Raw genomic sequence first — 15,338 nt, forward strand, 5'->3', positions numbered from 1 at the left:
CTTCTTCCAACTTTTAAACAATCTTTGCACCTAAGACATTTTTAAAATGATTTAGTGCAAACTGATGATTTTCCTCTGTTAAGCTCGCGACTGCTTCCGCCGGAATCTCAATGTCATATCCTAAATTGTAAGCGTCAATAGCTGTATGAAAGACACAAATATCCGTCAAAACACCTGTCAATACAACAGTTGTCACACGACGTTCGCGCAATCGAACATCCAAATCCGTCCCTGAAAAGGCTGAATAATGACGTTTATCCAACCAAAAAACTTTGCTATCTTCCTTGATTTCTGCATATAAATCAGCTAACTGACCATATAAATCACGACCGCTTGTTCCCTTGATATTATGAGGTGGGAACAATTTTGTCTCTGGATGAAAATCATCACCCTCATCATGACCATCAATGGCAAAGAAGATATAATTCCCCGCTTCATAGGCTTCTTTGGTGACACGCGTAATAGCTTCTTCAATAGCTTGTGCTGGCTTTCCAGCCGTTAACTTGCCATCATTTGCTACAAAATCATAGGTATAGTCAATTGAAACAAGAGCTTTTTTCATTAATTATATTCCTTTAATTTATCGAAGATACCTTCATTGATGACTTTAAGGTAAGTTCCTTTCATCCCCAATGAACGGCTTTCGATAATCCCTGCAGATTCCAATTTACGTAGGGCATTGACAATAACTGAACGTGTAATACCAATGCGGTCAGCAATAACTGATGCAGTTAAGCGACCTTCTGTACCGTCTAATTCACCCAAAATAGCTGATACAGCTTTCATTTCTGAGTAAGATAGCGTGTTAATAGCCATATTAACAGCTGTTTGTTTACGAATGGTTTCTTCAAGATTTTCAGTTTGAAGATTAAGTAATTGGATACCAACTACTGTTGAGGCAATTTCAACAAGAATCAAATCATCTTCTAAAAATTCTTTATCATTACGCCAAATGATAAGAGAACCTAGACGCATACCGCCACCATAGATTGGTGCAATAGTTGTCAAGCCATCAGGATAGATGTCTTTTGATTCTACTGGGAAAATAGTCAATTCATTATCCACAGACAAATTTGCCTCTGTGTCGTAAACACGACTAGCCGCTTTAACATAGCTTTCTGGGAATTGTTTGGCATCAAAGAATTCCTCTACGCGGTCAGTATTTGTTTTATACTTCATTGCATAACCAAGAAGGTTACCCCCTCCATTAATGATGCAAGCGTTACAATCAATGATATCAGCTAATTGAGCAGCCATTGTATTATATGGCAATTCAGTGTCTAAGCTGTCAACGGAGCGTTGCAAAATTGATGTAATCTTTCGTGTTTTTTCTAATAAATTCGGCATTTTCTACTTCCTTTGCGTTATTTGCGTTACAATTATATCAAAGGAATTCTTATTTTGCAAACAATTATCTGAAAATTCCTTTATCTTCTGACATTTTTTGTAAACGCATTCTTTTTAGGCGGATTTTAATTAAAAAAAGCATTAAAACGTTCGGGTTTTAAAGTTGATTTTTCAATCAAACTGTAAACTTCCAACATTTTAATAGCTTTTTCCTTAGCGTCGATATTGATTTAATACTCTTGTTAACTTTTCTTGAACTTCTGCCAATTCTTCCACGCGTGGTAGATAAACGATACGGAAGTGGTCCGGTTCATTCCAATTGAATCCTTTACCAGGAACCAACATAACTTTTTCTTGTTTCAATAATTCCAAACAGAATTGTTCGTCATCATCAATCTGATACATGTCACGGTCAATTTTAGGGAAAATGTAAAGTCCTGCATCTGGTTTTACAGCTGAAAGCCCTGGAACTTCATTAACAGCTTTGTAGATAAAGTTACGTTGTTCATAGATTCGACCACCAGGAATCAACAATTCATCAACTGATTGGTAGCCACCAAGTGATGTTTGAACAACATGTTGACCTAAAACATTAGCGCAAAGACGCATATTTGCCAACATATTAAGCCCTTCAATGTAGCCTTTAACATTATTTTTAGGACCTGATAAGACCATCCAACCAACACGAAAACCACAGATTCGGTGAGATTTTGATAAACCATTCATTGACACACAGAAAACATCTGGTGCTAAGCTAGCAATTGCTGTGTGTTTTTTGCCATCCATTACCAAGCGATCATAGATTTCATCAGCAAAGATAATCAAATCATTTTGACGAGCAATTTCAACAATTTCTTTAAGAAGCTCATCAGGATACAAAGCTCCCGTTGGGTTATTAGGGTTAATCACAACAATCGCTTTTGTGTTAGAAGTGATTTTTGATTTGATATCATCAATATCAGGATACCAGTTGGCTTTTTCATCACAAAGATAATGAACAGCATTGCCTCCCGCCAAGCTAACACAAGCTGTCCACAATGGGTAATCAGGCATTGGTACTAAGACCTCATCGCCATCATCAAGAAGCGCCTGAAGAGATATTGAAATCAATTCAGATACACCATTTCCTAGATAAATATCATCAATATCCACATGTGGGAACCCTTTTAGCTGACAATATTGCATAATTGCCTTACGCGCAGAAAAAATCCCTTTACTATCTGAATAAGCTTCACTATTGCGAGCATTGGCAATCAAATCTCGAATGACTTCGTCTGGTGCTGTAAAGCCAAATTCAGCTGGGTTACCAGTATTAAGACGCAAGATTTTTTCACCATTAGCAATCATACGAGTGGCTTCGTCAAGAATTGGTCCACGGATGTCATAAGAAACGTGTTCTAGCTTTGAAGATTTATCAAATATTTTCATAGATTTTACCTCGTTTTAGATATTATAAACTTTCCCCTACAAATTTTCAATCCAAGAAAGGTTAGTTAGACGCAAAAAATAGTCAAGATAGCTATTATCGTTTGCTAAATATACTTCAATATCTCTCACCAAATCTGGATAATCGGTAATAATCCCGTCTGTACTGGTTTTGACGTATTTTTCAATATCATCAGTTGAATTAATCGTCCAGACGTAAATCTTCTTGCCATTTTTATGCGCTGTACGTGCTAAGAGCTCATTATATGAGAAGTCCTCAATCGCATAAAAATCCACTTTCTGGCTGGTGAAATTTCCAATTTGCAAAGAAATGGTATAACCTGTTTTGATTGCTGGGTCAAGTTTTTCAACCGTTTCAATTGTCTTTAGGTCCGCAGACATGGTCATATAAGATTTCTCAACACCCAGCTCTTTCATTTTATCAACAAACAATTGTTCATAATTTGCAGGTTCATTGCCTGTTGGTTTTAACTCGACTAACAATTTAATACCGAGTTGCTTTGCCTTAGCGACGTAATCCTCGAAAGAAATAATTTGCGATTGGTATCCATTTTGACTTGTTTTCAAACCAATGACGTCTTTAGCATTAGATTGTGAAATCGTGATATCCTTGCCCGTTAAGCGTTTAAGATTATCATCATGGCTAACGATAAATTGCTGGTCTTTTGATAAAATAATATCCATTTCAGCATAGTCAGCGCCAGCATTTGCCGCACCTTCCAAAGCCTCCAGAGAATTTTCAACCCCTTGCGAAACCATTCCCCTATGTGCAATCACTTCTAGGTGCTCTACAGGTTCGCCAGACACTTTCAAAACATTGTATATATAATTCATACCACCAATGACCAGAATTAGTCCAGCCAAAGCTAACAAACGATGTCGCCTATTTCCTTGATTAGCGGGTGCTAAAGTGCTACTGCTATTTTCTATCACTTGTAATAAGTAGGAAATCGATGCTAATTTGAACAGCAGTCGCCCTGCAAACAATACTCCCCAAACAAAGGATAAGAATAAAGTTTCAAACCAAAACGATTTATCTACACCATCAACCAAAGCCGCCAAACTGATGCCAAGGAAACTAAACACAGCAACAACAGCTATAACACTAATCAAAACAATAGCAAGCCCAAATAATTTAAAAATTTTCTTACCACGTGTTAGTTGCCAAGATGTTGCCATATGACGTCCAAAACGTTCACCTTTTCCAGTCACCGTCAAGGGCAAGGTGTATAAAAATCGAAGATTTAGGTAGCCTAAAACAAGGTAAAGCCCATAATAGAGTAGTTTTCCATTTGCCGTTTTCGAAAGCTCACCTGAGATAAATTTCGGAATATAGAGATTTTCTAACAAAGCTGATGAAAACATCACATTCAAAAACGGAATCGTTAAGATAAGATAAACCAAAAAGGCTAAGAAGTGCCAGCCTGAAATGGCTTTAAAAAAGTAAATTGCTTCTTCTTTTAACCGCATCCAAGTCAACCGTAATTTTGCTTCCTTATGCCGAACAATTTCAACGAGAAGCGAAAATTCTAGGTAAACTAAAAAAGCTAGCAAAAAAAGATAAATCACCAAAACACTTAATGTTAATGGATTGGTTAAAAAAGAAAAGATATTGTCGGTTGTCATTCCTGGAATGTCAGAACCAACCAAAACAACCCTAATTAACAGTGACAGGACATAAGCCCCAACTGTCGTGATTAGGAGTTGTAAAATCGTTGCTCGTAAAATGTATGTGTATTTATGACGATACAAATCTTTTAAAACAGCTATCATATCTTTTCTCATTACTTTTTTCCTCACTTTTTCTATTATAGCAAAATATATTCAGAAAAATACTTCAAACGCTTTCATTTTTTACATAAAAAGAGTATAATAAGTTTAGGGATGTTTTAACAATAATTGTAAGCGTTTAACGCTACTTGTTCATCCCGCAATTAGCTTATTAAACTTATTGATATGGGCTGAAAGTTTGGAATGCGGGATGCTTTTACCTGATGTAATAGCACACGGATAACTAACCTTAGGTCACTAAAACCAAGATTTCTTATTAATCCTACATTTTCGGTCACTTTTACGCTCTTGCTAGCATAATTAAGGAGGAGGCAGTTATGTCACATCATTATGAACGAATCCTAATTGCGATTGATGGTTCTTATGAATCAGAGTTGGCTTTTGAAAAAGGGGTAAACATTGCACTACGCAATAATGCTGAGTTGCTACTAACACACGTTATTGATACACGCGCACTTCAAAGCGTTGCTACTTTCGACACTTACATTTATGAAAAGCTCGAACAGGAAGCAAAAGATGTATTGAACAATTATGAGCAACAAGCACGCGAAAAAGGATTAACGAAAGTCAAACAAGTTATCGAATTTGGTAATCCTAAAACTCTCCTAGCACGAGATATTCCTGACAAAGAAAAAGTTGACTTGATTATGGTTGGGGCAACTGGTCTCAATACATTTGAACGACTTCTTATCGGGTCTTCATCAGAATATATCATGCGTCATGCAAAAGTCGATTTGCTAGTTGTTCGTGATAGCGAAAAGACTTTCTAAGTCTTGCGCCATATCGATACTCTTTAATAATAATTTTTAATCAATCTTCTATAATTACAAAAAAAGCCAAGTTAGTTTAATGACTAGCTTGGTTTCTTTTTTTACGATTTAATGATTTTTGAATTTGACGGTCAAGTTCACGTTTGATAGCAGGTTCAGGCGCAAACCGTTCTTCCCAGTCATCCGGTTTCAAAATTTTATGTGTTACAGGGTCAAAATGCGCTTTTCCGTCAGGAAAGATTTTTCCCATATTGGCTTCATGAACCGTATCAAAAAACGGTTTTGGGTCAACTCCCATCAAAACAAATGAACCATAGGTCAAATATAACAAGTCCGTCAAAGCATCTACCTGACCAACCAGCGGTGTTTCTAGATGTTCTTTACTTCGTACTTTATTTACTGCCTTATCAATGGCAACATGCAAATTTGATATTGATTTTTCAAACGTTTCTGGATTCCCCTTACTTGCCGCATGTAGAAATTCGACAATTTCTTCCACTTTAAAATCAGAACGATGTGTTGCCTCTTCACTGCCGTACAATCGTGGTGTTTCGCAAGTCTCACCGTCCATAAGATGATGAAAATCCTTAACTTTATTGAAATTCTCGTCTTGACTTTCAAAACTTTCTTCAACTTCAAAATGAATTAAGCCGTAATGAGCCAAAGCCTTTGAAATGCCATCATTGTTATTGCTGTCAGTTGTGTAGTGAGCGAGTTCTTTAACCGAACTTTTAGCATTTCCCATAGCCACACCAATACCGACACCTGATAACATCTCAATATCATTATCAGAATCACCAAATGCCATGACTTCAGCTAATTCAAAGCCAAACATCTCACCCACACGCTCAATCCCTTTTATCTTTGATTGTTCTTTTGAGATTAAGTCCGCAGAATAAGGGCTACTACGTGTGATTTTGATATAAGGAAAAGCTTCCTGAATCTTATCAGTCTCACCTTCAGTTGCAACAAGAACGATTTGGTAAATCGGCTGGCGCATAATGGTTAACAGATTGTTCAAATTTTGCGGTTTGAAACGACGAATCAAATACTTAAAGCTGCGCTCCACCGCTTTTGCCCAACGTTTTGGGACAATCGTGCTAACCACTTGTCCAAAACGGCTAGTTCCCATATCAATAATACGTGAACCAACTAAACCAGATGCCGTTCCCAGAGAAATTTCACGGCGCCTATCATTCGCATAACGAATAATACGATAAATGGTTGAAACAGGTAATTGATTATGATAAAGCACTTGGTCACGTGTAAAAATATATTGCCCATTATAGGTTACCGCAAAATCCAAGCCAAGATTTTCAAGATACGGTTGTACAAAACTTGGTCCGCGACCTGTCGCCAGACCAACAAAAATTCCTTGTTTTTTCAAACTTTTAATGGCTTTTTGTGTTGATTGTTGCACATTTTTTCGGTCATTTAAAAGAGTTCCATCAATATCAAAAAAGACTGCTTTTATCGCCAAATCGTTTCCTTGCCCTCCATCTTTATGTTAAAATAGATTATAACACATTTTTAAAGGAAGTTTTATAATAATGAAAAAAATCCTTGTTCTGCATACTGGTGGTACCATTTCTATGCATGCTGATGAAGCAGGTAATGTCTGCCCAGATACCGATAACCCAATGAATCATGTTGGGATTAATCTTGAAAACATTCAAGTGACGGCACTTGATTTTTTTAATGTTCCAAGCCCGCACATTACACCTAAACATATGCTAAAACTCTACCAAGAGATTAAGAAAAACGCTGATAACTATGACGGCATTGTCATCACTCATGGCACAGATACCCTAGAGGAAACGGCTTATTTTCTTGATACAATGGAAATTCCCAATATTCCTATTGTCCTAACGGGTGCTATGCGCTCATCAAACGAGCTTGGTAGTGACGGTGTTTATAATTATCTTAGTGCCCTTCGTGTGGCTAGTCATGACCAAGCTATCGGAAAAGGTGTTCTCGTTGTCATGAACGATGAAATTCACGCAGCCAAATACGTCACAAAAACGCATACTACTAACGTTTCAACCTTTCAAACACCAATTCACGGTCCACTTGGTCTGATTACAAAACATGACATTCTTTTCTTTAGAACGGCTGACCCACGTGTCCGTTTTGATTTGCAGGATATTTCAGGGACAGTTCCTATTGTAAAAGCTTACGCTGGTATGGGGGGAGACGGCATTATCAGTTTCCTAAATCCTAGCAATGTCTGTGGCGTTGTTGTCGAAGCCCTTGGCGCTGGAAATGTGCCACCACGCGCAGCTCAAGAAATCGTTGATTTAATCAAACAAGGGGTACCTGTTGTTCTCGTTTCACGTTGTTTCAACGGTATTGCCGAACCTGTTTATGCTTATGAAGGTGGCGGTGTTCAACTCGCCAAAGCTGGTGTCATGTTTGTCAAAGAACTCAACGCCCAAAAAGCACGCTTGAAATTGCTCATTGCCTTAAACGCTGGCTTAAAAGGACAAGCCCTCAAAGAATACATTGAAGGTTAATTAATACAAAAAGATCTGAAACATTGATTCTGCCAAACTGACAGACAGTGTCTCAGATTTTTTATTAATCAGGAATATATTCTAAAATGTCCCCAGGCTGGCAACCCAATTCACGGCAAATGGCATTTAAAGTCGTTAACCGAACAGCTTTAGCCTTTCCTGTTTTAAGAATAGAGAGATTAGCATTCGTAATCTCAATACGTTCCGCCAATTCCCCAGATTTCATTTTCCGCTTTGCCAGCTCAACATCAAGATTAATTCGAATCATATGCTTCCTCCTTTAAATCGTAAATTCGTTTTCTTCAGCGATGATATTTGCTTCTTTTAAAATCATTGAGAATACCCAGACTACAAAAGCAGCCACCAAGTATGCTACATTAACAAGGTTAAGCACCTCCGAACCAGAACATAAACTTTGGAACCAGCTATCCAAAAATGCCAAAGCGATAAAATTATATTCAACATAACGCGCTAGTTTAACATTGTCTTGAGTAAAAATGCGATTATCAATAATATTTTGAAAGAACATTTTAACCCAAACAAGCAAAGCAATCCAAAGAACAGAAACAATAACGGTCAATCCAATAAAAGCTGGCGAATGTAACAGTTTTTCTGGAATGTTAATATCAAATACGATGCCATTGCCTACTTGATTAGTCAAAGCTAAATGTGATTGAGTCACCGAAAGTCCAATAGCGATTATCGTTGATATGACAATAACAGCAATCACAATATTGATAAAAATATTAGCAATTTTCAAGACTTTATAGTTTGTTTTTTCATGATATTCTCCTTTAATCGTATCTTTTTTTATTGAGCTAAACGACGTGTGCGGAAGTATTTAACTGCCAAAGTCGCTAAATCTGTTTTGTCAGCTAAAACTTCCTTAATAGTGAATTCTGAAATAAATGCTTTTAATTGCGCAAGACCATAGATAATAACACTGTTTGTTAGAATGGTTAAAGCAGTCAACAACCATGTCTTTGTTTCCTTACCGATTGACCAATCAATGACACCATAGTGACCAACGTGGACAGTATCATAACCGTAAATATGTGAAACCAAATCAGCAATAATAGTTAAAGCTAGAACGATAGTTGTAAGATTGATAGCGACTTTAGCGACTGTTTTGATAAGGTTTCCGATAGTTTTTGTATTCATGATAAATCTCCTAAAAATTGTTTTCTTGAATTTATTGTGAGCTCAGTTTTTAAATCCGTTTTACAATATGTAATTATTCTTTTTCGAAAATATTTTATTGTTTTTCGATATTTTTTATTTTTTTGCAGGATTTTACCTTTTTGAGCTAAAAATTAACTTTAAAAGCACCCAAAAAGCCCAGCCATCATCAGCTGAGCTCGATATTTTCTATGGTCTTATGTGTCTTATCATGGGATTTTACCCTACTGCCATAGCGATTTATCAAAAAAGAGTACTCTTTTTTCAGCTTACTTTCCGTAAGCTGGTTTCACATGAATTTTTTTGGCAAAATACTTTTTGTAGGTTACTTTTACTGTCATAAGCTTTACCTCTCGTTTCATTTGATAGGGCCATTATAAGAAGCAAAGCTTAACCTATCCTTGCAGAAAACTTTCATAAACCTTAATCAAAAGTTCCTTTGTCTTTGAGATTTTGGCTAACAATTTGCCATTGTGGATTGTTTTGCCAATCTTTTTTGGAAACGATCTGACTTGCAACGCGTCTAGCTTCCTCGAGAATATTGTAATCTTCGACAATATCTGCCACTTGGAATTCTGGAATTCCTGATTGGCGTGTGCCGAAAATCTCACCTGAACCACGCATTTTAAGGTCGGCTTCTGCTAAAACAAAACCATCCGTTGTTTCTGTCATGATTTTCATGCGCTCTTTTCCTGTTTGTGTTTTGGGATTGGCGACTAAAATAGCATAAGATTGTTTATCTCCACGCCCAACTCGTCCACGAAGCTGATGCAACTGGCTAAGCCCAAATCGGTCAGCATCCATAATAATCATAATGGTCGCATTTGGGACATTAACACCAACTTCAATGACGGTTGTCGATACCAAAACCTGACTTTTTTGTGCCTTGAAATCTTGCATGATAGCTTCTTTTTCGTCATTTTTCATGCGACCATGCATGAGCGCTACGGTTGCACTATCCGCAAAATAGGCTGACAATTCCTCGTGCAAGGCAACAGCATTTTTCAAATCAAGTGATTCAGATTCTTCAATTAAAGGTGAAATCACATAGGCTTGTGCCCCTTTTTGCAATTCTTCTTTGACCCAATCAAGCACAACTTCCAACTGTTCATGTTTAACCCAACGCGTGATAATCGGTTTGCGTCCTGCAGGCAATTCATCAATAATCGAAACGTCCATTTCACCAAATGCCGTAATAGCAAGTGTCCGTGGAATTGGTGTTGCAGTCATCATGAGCACATCTGGATTTTCGCCCTTTTCACGGAAAACACGACGTTGATTGACACCAAAACGGTGTTGTTCATCAGTAATGACAAGCCCCAAGCGGTGGTAAGTTACCGCATCTTGAATCAGCGCATGCGTACCAACAATCATATCTACCGAACCATCCACAATCGCCGAAAGTGCCGCTTGTTTGGCTGCTGTTTTCATCCCTGATGTTAAAATTGCAATGGACAAATCTGGAAAAAGCTGGGTCAAACTTTCAAAATGCTGCTCCGCCAAAATTTCCGTTGGCACCATCAAAGCTGATTGAAAACCTGCCGTATAAGTAGCATACATGGCAAGACTAGCCACAACCGTCTTACCAGAACCAACGTCCCCTTGCAAGAGACGATTCATATGACCACCAGAACGCATATCCGCCAAAATATCATCAAGACTCCGCCTTTGACCACCCGTCAAGGTAAATGGCAGAGCTGCAATCTTATCAGCAACTTTTTGCTCATCATAAGCAATCGCCAAACCATTAGCTTCTGATTTATTGTCTGCCTTTAAAGCTTGCAAATTCATTTGAAAATAGAACAGTTCTTCAAATTTTATCCGACGAAGTGCTTGTTTATACTCTGCTAAATCTTTCGGAAAGTGCATAGCAGCCGTTGCTTGAGCACGCCCTAACAAACGATACTTGTCCAAAAGCACCTGCGGTAAATTTTCAGGCAACCAATTCTGAGCACCAATTTCAAAAGCTGATTTGATAGCTTTGACTAGTGCATTTTGTGAAATACCTTGAGCAACACGGTAAACTGGCTGCATATCATCTTCAACTTGCGCTAAAATTTTCATACCAGTCACCGCTGATTTTAGGGCATCCCATTTTCCAAAAATCGCGATATCGCTGCCAATCTCGACTTTATCAGCTAAATAAGGCTGGTTAAAAAAAGAAATCGCAATAACCGCTTCGCCCTGCTTGATTTTAAACGACAAACGATTACGCTTATAACCATAATATTGCACATTTGCAGGTGTCACAACCGTTCCCGTAATGACAGCTTTTTCCCCATCAGCAAGCTCTGAAACACTCTTACTCTTAAAATCTTCATATCGAAAAGGATAGTACAGCAGTAAATCTTCAATGGTATAAATATCTAACTTATAAAATTTTTCCGCCGACTTAGCCCCTATTCCTTTTAATTCCACAATTGATGATTGTAAATTCATATAACCTCACTTTGCTACTATTATAACAAAAAATAGATTCTAAATCGCCGCAAGTTTCTTACAGCAAGTTAGAATCTTTTTATCATTTATTTTGAATAAACACGTGGAATACGGTCACTCAATAGACAAAGAACTTCGTAATTAATTGTGCCACGTTTTTGAGCCAAATCTGTCGCTGAAATAACCTTGTCGCTCTCTTGACCAATCAAAGTAACTTTCGTTCCGATTGGAAGTTTTTCTGGCAAGCGAATGGTAATTTGATCCATTGACACGCGTCCAACAATTTCACAAAATTCGCCATTCACAAGCACTGAGAAACCTTGTAAATCACGTGTCCAACCGTCTGCGTAACCGATTGGAACAGTCGCGATATATTCCTCTTTTTGAGCAGTATAGGTAGCACCGTAGCCAACCGTTGCCCCAGCAGGAATCGTCTTAACATGAACCAATGATGATTCCAAGCTAAGCGCTGGCTTTAGCGGATAAGGCAAGTCAAGCTCTGTTCCACTTGGATTCAATCCATACATGACAATCCCAAGTCGAACAAGGTTAAAAATGGTTTCACTATGCCAAATACTTGTTGCTGAATTACTGGCATGGACAATGGCAGGCTTGTCACTTAAATTGTCAACCAAATTCGTAAAGAATTCCAACTGTTCATTGAATTTCGTATCGTCAGCTTCGTCTGCTGTTGCAAAATGCGTAAAGATACCTGCAACGTTAGCCCCAGCTTTTTTCAAATTCGCAATCACATTTTCTGCTTCATCAAGACTGCGCACACCGATTCGCCCCATACCAGAATCCACTTTCAAGTGAACGTCCAAACCAGCTAAGCTAATACCTTGTTCATTTGCCAAATCAAGCCATTCTTGACTAGCAACCGTCAAAGTAACATGGTAATCACGCGCCAAAGCCACCTCATCAGGCATAATAACACCTAAAATAAGGATTGTTTCCTCAATACCTGCTTCACGTAATTCCAAAGCTTCATCAATATTTGACACACAGAATCCATCCACAAGATGATGAATAGCGTGCGCTACATTTGTGGCACCATGCCCATAAGCATTAGCTTTAACAACTGCAAAAGCTTTTTTATCTTGTGGTATATTGGCTTTAACCGCATCAATATTTTGACAAATGACATCTAAATCAATGACTGCCTTTGTTGGTCTGTGTAAACTTGAAATCATTTTATCTCCTCCAAAGCTAGAAAATTTTTTGAATGTTTTTGTTTCAATTTCATTGTTCAGGTATTATCTTCCAAAATAACACTGGCTTGAACAAGGTTTCCTGTATGAGAAAGTGAAATAAAGCACTTCCCTGAGAAAGGTGACTGGGTAATCACAGGCGCACCTAATTGGTTATTTAAAATTTCAATATCCTTAAAACCAAGTGTTCCAATTCCAGTCCCCATTGCCTTTGAAAAAGCTTCTTTTGCCGCCCAGCGTCCCGCCAAAAACTCCATCTGCCGTTTCGTACTTTTTTGCTCTGAAAAGCATTGGAACTCTTTGTCTGTCAACACTCGCTTAGCAAATCTGTTATTTTTCTCATAGGCTCGCTTGATTGCATCAATTTCCTGCAAATCAATGCCGTGACCAATAATCATACGTCTCCTTTATGAAAAACGATTTTTTTACCAATTCAAACGTTTTATCTGCTTAATCACTTAATGATTTCCAAAACTAAGGAGCTGAGAAAATTCCCCAGCCCCATAGGTTATTCAATTATTAGAATAGCAATTCTTCAAACGAATCACGACTTAGTGTGGCATGAATTTCACGAATAAGTTGTTCTGTTTTTTCCCAGCCAAGGCATGGATCTGTAATAGATTTACCAAATACTTCTGGTGCGTCTTGACGACCATCTTCTAAGTAAGATTCAATCATGAAACCACGAACGTACTTATTGATTTTATCATTCCAATCACGATTAATCAATGTTTGACGAACGATACGAATTTGTTCAAGATAATTTTTCCCTGAATTATCATGATTTGTATCAACAACAATAAATGGATTTTCTAAGCTCATTTTCTCATAAAGATCAATAGCTTTCAACAAATCATCATAATAATAATTCGGTTCATTTTCGCCGTGTTCATTCGTTGCTCCACGAAGAATCGCGTGTGCCAATGGATTTCCGTCAGTATCAACTTCAGCGCTGTGATAAATAAAGTTTTGTTTATTTTGTGCGGCATAGATACCGTTAAACATAACGTTCAAGTTACCTGAAGTCGGATTTTTCATACCTGTCGGAACATCAATACCTGATGCCACAAAACGATGTTCTTGATCCTCAACAGAACGTGCACCAATAGCATGATAAGAAACCAAATCATCTACCAATGGAAGATTTGCTGGGTAAAGCATCTCATCCGCTGTTGTTAAGCCAGTTTCCGTGATAACACGATAATGAAGATGACGAACCGCAGCAATACCATTGATAAGGTCAGGCAATTTTGAGGTATCAGGTTGATGCATCAATCCTTTGTAACCATCACCATTTGTACGTGGTTTTGCTGTATAAACACGCATAACGATAAAGATTTTGTCTTTAACTTCCTCTTGAAGTTTCGCTAAGCGGTTAGCGTATTCAAGAACAGCCTCTTCATTATCAGATGAACAAGGACCGATAACCAAAAGGATACGATTGTCCTCACCTGTGATGATTTTTGCCAATTCTGCATCACGCGCAGCTTTCTTAGCAAGAAAATCACCTTCTAATTTTGAAAGTTCTTTTACTTGTGCAATATCAATTTTTGCACTTTTTTGATGTATTCCCATATATTATTTACCTAATGTGTCATAAATTTCGTGAACAAGTTGTGCTGTATTTTCCCAACCAAGACATGGGTCTGTGATAGATTTACCAAATACTTCTGGCGAATCTTGACGACCGTCTTCTAAGTAAGATTCGATCATGAAACCACGAACATATTTGTTAATTTTTTCATTCCAATCGCGGTTAATCAATGTTTGGCGGACGATACGAACTTGTTCTAAATATTGTTTACCTGAATTATCATGATTTGTATCAATAACGATAAAAGGATTTTCTAAGCCCATGTTTTCATATTGCTCAATCGTATCGATAACATTGTCATAATAATAATTTGGTACATTTTTACCATACTCATTAGTTGCACCACGAAGGATTACGTGCGCTAATGGGTTACCTGATGTTTCAACTTCTTCGCCATTAAATAGGAAAGATTGCTTGTTTTGTGCAGCATAGATACCATTGAACATAACATTCAAATTACCTGATGTTGGGTTTTTCATTCCTGTTGGAACGCTGATGCCTGATGCTACAAAACGGTGCTGTTGATCCTCAACAGAACGCGCGCCAATAGCAATATAAGAAACTAAGTCATCAACCAACGGAAGATTTTCAGGATAAAGCATTTCATCCGCTGTTGTCAATCCTGTTTCTGAAATAACACGATAATGAAGGTTACGTACAGCTTTGATACCATTAATCAAGCTTGGTGCTTCTGACGTATCAGGTTGGTGCATCAAGCCTTTGTAGCCATCACCATTTGTACGCGGTTTTGCTGTATAGACACGCATAACCATAAAGACACGATCTTTAACTTCTTCTTGAAGTTTCGCCAAACGGTGTGCATATTCAAGAACAGCCTCTTCATTATCAGATGAGCAAGGACCGATGACCAAAAGAACACGGTCATCTTCACCTTTAATAATAGCTTCTAGCTCACGATCCCGTGCTTCTTTTTTAACTAAAACGTCACCTGTTAAGGCAGATTCTTCCTTGAGAGAATCGAAATTAATCTTTTTACTTGTTGCTTTAAATGACATGAATTTTCCTCTCCTGAATAGAAACTTTAGAT

General features: G+C 37.7%; 15 protein-coding genes. 2 read left to right on the forward strand and 13 right to left on the reverse strand.

The features are described 5' to 3' along the window. Positions 1-13: 13 nt before the first annotated feature. The 4 genes from E8M05_RS09330 to E8M05_RS09345 all read right to left on the reverse strand — a co-directional run bounded on the left by E8M05_RS09330 (position 14) and on the right by E8M05_RS09345 (position 4,578). Positions 14-562, reverse strand: coding sequence for a cysteine hydrolase family protein (locus E8M05_RS09330; RefSeq protein WP_061100166.1), 549 nt, complete (start codon positions 560-562; stop codon positions 14-16). Beyond that, the gene (gene codY / locus E8M05_RS09335; RefSeq protein ID WP_003066268.1) at positions 562-1,347 is read right to left on the reverse strand and encodes a GTP-sensing pleiotropic transcriptional regulator CodY; all 786 of its coding nucleotides are present in this window, start codon (positions 1,345-1,347) and stop codon (positions 562-564) included. The genes E8M05_RS09330 and codY overlap by 1 nt, the downstream gene beginning before the upstream one ends. 213 nt (positions 1,348-1,560) lie before the next feature. Continuing rightward, positions 1,561-2,775: a pyridoxal phosphate-dependent aminotransferase gene (locus E8M05_RS09340; RefSeq protein ID WP_003066271.1), complete on the reverse strand. Its 1,215-nt coding sequence runs from the start codon at positions 2,773-2,775 to the stop codon at positions 1,561-1,563. A gap of 36 nt (positions 2,776-2,811) precedes the next feature. Further along, entirely contained in the window at positions 2,812-4,578 is a 1,767-nt protein-coding gene (locus E8M05_RS09345) for a glycerophosphoryl diester phosphodiesterase membrane domain-containing protein (RefSeq protein ID WP_003066275.1), read from the reverse strand. A gap of 323 nt (positions 4,579-4,901) precedes the next feature. Between E8M05_RS09345 and E8M05_RS09350 the strand changes: the two genes are divergently transcribed. After that, positions 4,902-5,354 carry a universal stress protein gene (locus E8M05_RS09350; protein ID WP_003066277.1) on the forward strand — a complete coding sequence of 151 codons (453 nt, stop codon included), beginning with the start codon at positions 4,902-4,904 and terminating at the stop codon, positions 5,352-5,354. 76 nt (positions 5,355-5,430) lie between these two features. Here the strand turns inward: E8M05_RS09350 and E8M05_RS09355 are convergent, their stop codons facing one another. Further along, positions 5,431-6,834 carry an HAD-IIB family hydrolase gene (locus tag E8M05_RS09355; RefSeq protein ID WP_003066280.1) on the reverse strand — a complete coding sequence of 468 codons (1,404 nt, stop codon included), beginning with the start codon at positions 6,832-6,834 and terminating at the stop codon, positions 5,431-5,433. A gap of 70 nt (positions 6,835-6,904) precedes the next feature. Between E8M05_RS09355 and E8M05_RS09360 the strand changes: the two genes are divergently transcribed. Continuing rightward, positions 6,905-7,867: an asparaginase gene (locus E8M05_RS09360; RefSeq protein ID WP_003066282.1), complete on the forward strand. Its 963-nt coding sequence runs from the start codon at positions 6,905-6,907 to the stop codon at positions 7,865-7,867. 64 nt (positions 7,868-7,931) lie between these two features. Here E8M05_RS09360 and E8M05_RS09365 read toward each other — a convergent pair whose 3' ends face one another. The 8 genes from E8M05_RS09365 to E8M05_RS09400 all read right to left on the reverse strand — a co-directional run bounded on the left by E8M05_RS09365 (position 7,932) and on the right by E8M05_RS09400 (position 15,306). After that, positions 7,932-8,135: a helix-turn-helix domain-containing protein gene (locus tag E8M05_RS09365; protein WP_003066286.1), complete on the reverse strand. Its 204-nt coding sequence runs from the start codon at positions 8,133-8,135 to the stop codon at positions 7,932-7,934. Between the two features lie 12 nt (positions 8,136-8,147). Beyond that, positions 8,148-8,627, reverse strand: coding sequence for a DUF2975 domain-containing protein (locus E8M05_RS09370; protein WP_003066288.1), 480 nt, complete (start codon positions 8,625-8,627; stop codon positions 8,148-8,150). A 50-nt stretch (positions 8,628-8,677) separates the two neighbouring features. Continuing rightward, positions 8,678-9,028 (reverse strand): hypothetical protein, encoded by a 351-nt coding sequence (locus E8M05_RS09375; protein ID WP_003066291.1) that lies wholly within the window; start codon positions 9,026-9,028, stop codon positions 8,678-8,680. Positions 9,029-9,469: 441 nt separating this feature from the next. Then, positions 9,470-11,485 carry an ATP-dependent DNA helicase RecG gene (recG, locus tag E8M05_RS09380; protein WP_136596465.1) on the reverse strand — a complete coding sequence of 672 codons (2,016 nt, stop codon included), beginning with the start codon at positions 11,483-11,485 and terminating at the stop codon, positions 9,470-9,472. A gap of 86 nt (positions 11,486-11,571) precedes the next feature. Further along, positions 11,572-12,678, reverse strand: a complete 1,107-nt coding sequence (alr, locus tag E8M05_RS09385) for an alanine racemase (RefSeq protein ID WP_003066300.1) — start codon at positions 12,676-12,678, stop codon at positions 11,572-11,574. A gap of 56 nt (positions 12,679-12,734) precedes the next feature. Beyond that, positions 12,735-13,094 carry a holo-ACP synthase gene (acpS, locus tag E8M05_RS09390; RefSeq protein ID WP_003066305.1) on the reverse strand — a complete coding sequence of 120 codons (360 nt, stop codon included), beginning with the start codon at positions 13,092-13,094 and terminating at the stop codon, positions 12,735-12,737. Between the two features lie 121 nt (positions 13,095-13,215). Then, the gene (locus E8M05_RS09395) at positions 13,216-14,271 is read right to left on the reverse strand and encodes a 3-deoxy-7-phosphoheptulonate synthase (protein ID WP_003066308.1); all 1,056 of its coding nucleotides are present in this window, start codon (positions 14,269-14,271) and stop codon (positions 13,216-13,218) included. 3 nt (positions 14,272-14,274) lie between these two features. After that, positions 14,275-15,306: a 3-deoxy-7-phosphoheptulonate synthase gene (locus E8M05_RS09400; RefSeq protein ID WP_003066311.1), complete on the reverse strand. Its 1,032-nt coding sequence runs from the start codon at positions 15,304-15,306 to the stop codon at positions 14,275-14,277. Positions 15,307-15,338 lie beyond the last annotated feature (32 nt).

Origin of the sequence: Streptococcus pasteurianus (assembly GCF_004843545.1) — a bacterium.
GTDB classification, from domain to species: Bacteria; Bacillota; Bacilli; order Lactobacillales; family Streptococcaceae; genus Streptococcus; species Streptococcus pasteurianus.

Bases quoted from the DNA above. Each gene is read 5' to 3' on its own strand.
- E8M05_RS09330 (WP_061100166.1), bottom strand. From the start codon at position 562: ATGAAAAAAGCTCTTGTTTCAATTGACTATACCTATGATTTTGTAGCA.
- codY (WP_003066268.1), bottom strand. From the start codon at position 1,347: ATGCCGAATTTATTAGAAAAAACACGAAAGATTACATCAATTTTGCAA.
- E8M05_RS09340 (WP_003066271.1), bottom strand. From the start codon at position 2,775: ATGAAAATATTTGATAAATCTTCAAAGCTAGAACACGTTTCTTATGAC.
- E8M05_RS09345 (WP_003066275.1), bottom strand. From the start codon at position 4,578: ATGAGAAAAGATATGATAGCTGTTTTAAAAGATTTGTATCGTCATAAA.
- E8M05_RS09350 (WP_003066277.1), top strand. From the start codon at position 4,902: ATGTCACATCATTATGAACGAATCCTAATTGCGATTGATGGTTCTTAT.
- E8M05_RS09360 (WP_003066282.1), top strand. From the start codon at position 6,905: ATGAAAAAAATCCTTGTTCTGCATACTGGTGGTACCATTTCTATGCAT.
- E8M05_RS09365 (WP_003066286.1), bottom strand. From the start codon at position 8,135: ATGATTCGAATTAATCTTGATGTTGAGCTGGCAAAGCGGAAAATGAAA.
- E8M05_RS09375 (WP_003066291.1), bottom strand. From the start codon at position 9,028: ATGAATACAAAAACTATCGGAAACCTTATCAAAACAGTCGCTAAAGTC.
- recG (WP_136596465.1), bottom strand. From the start codon at position 11,485: ATGAATTTACAATCATCAATTGTGGAATTAAAAGGAATAGGGGCTAAG.
- alr (WP_003066300.1), bottom strand. From the start codon at position 12,678: ATGATTTCAAGTTTACACAGACCAACAAAGGCAGTCATTGATTTAGAT.
- acpS (WP_003066305.1), bottom strand. From the start codon at position 13,094: ATGATTATTGGTCACGGCATTGATTTGCAGGAAATTGATGCAATCAAG.
- E8M05_RS09395 (WP_003066308.1), bottom strand. From the start codon at position 14,271: ATGGGAATACATCAAAAAAGTGCAAAAATTGATATTGCACAAGTAAAA.
- E8M05_RS09400 (WP_003066311.1), bottom strand. From the start codon at position 15,306: ATGTCATTTAAAGCAACAAGTAAAAAGATTAATTTCGATTCTCTCAAG.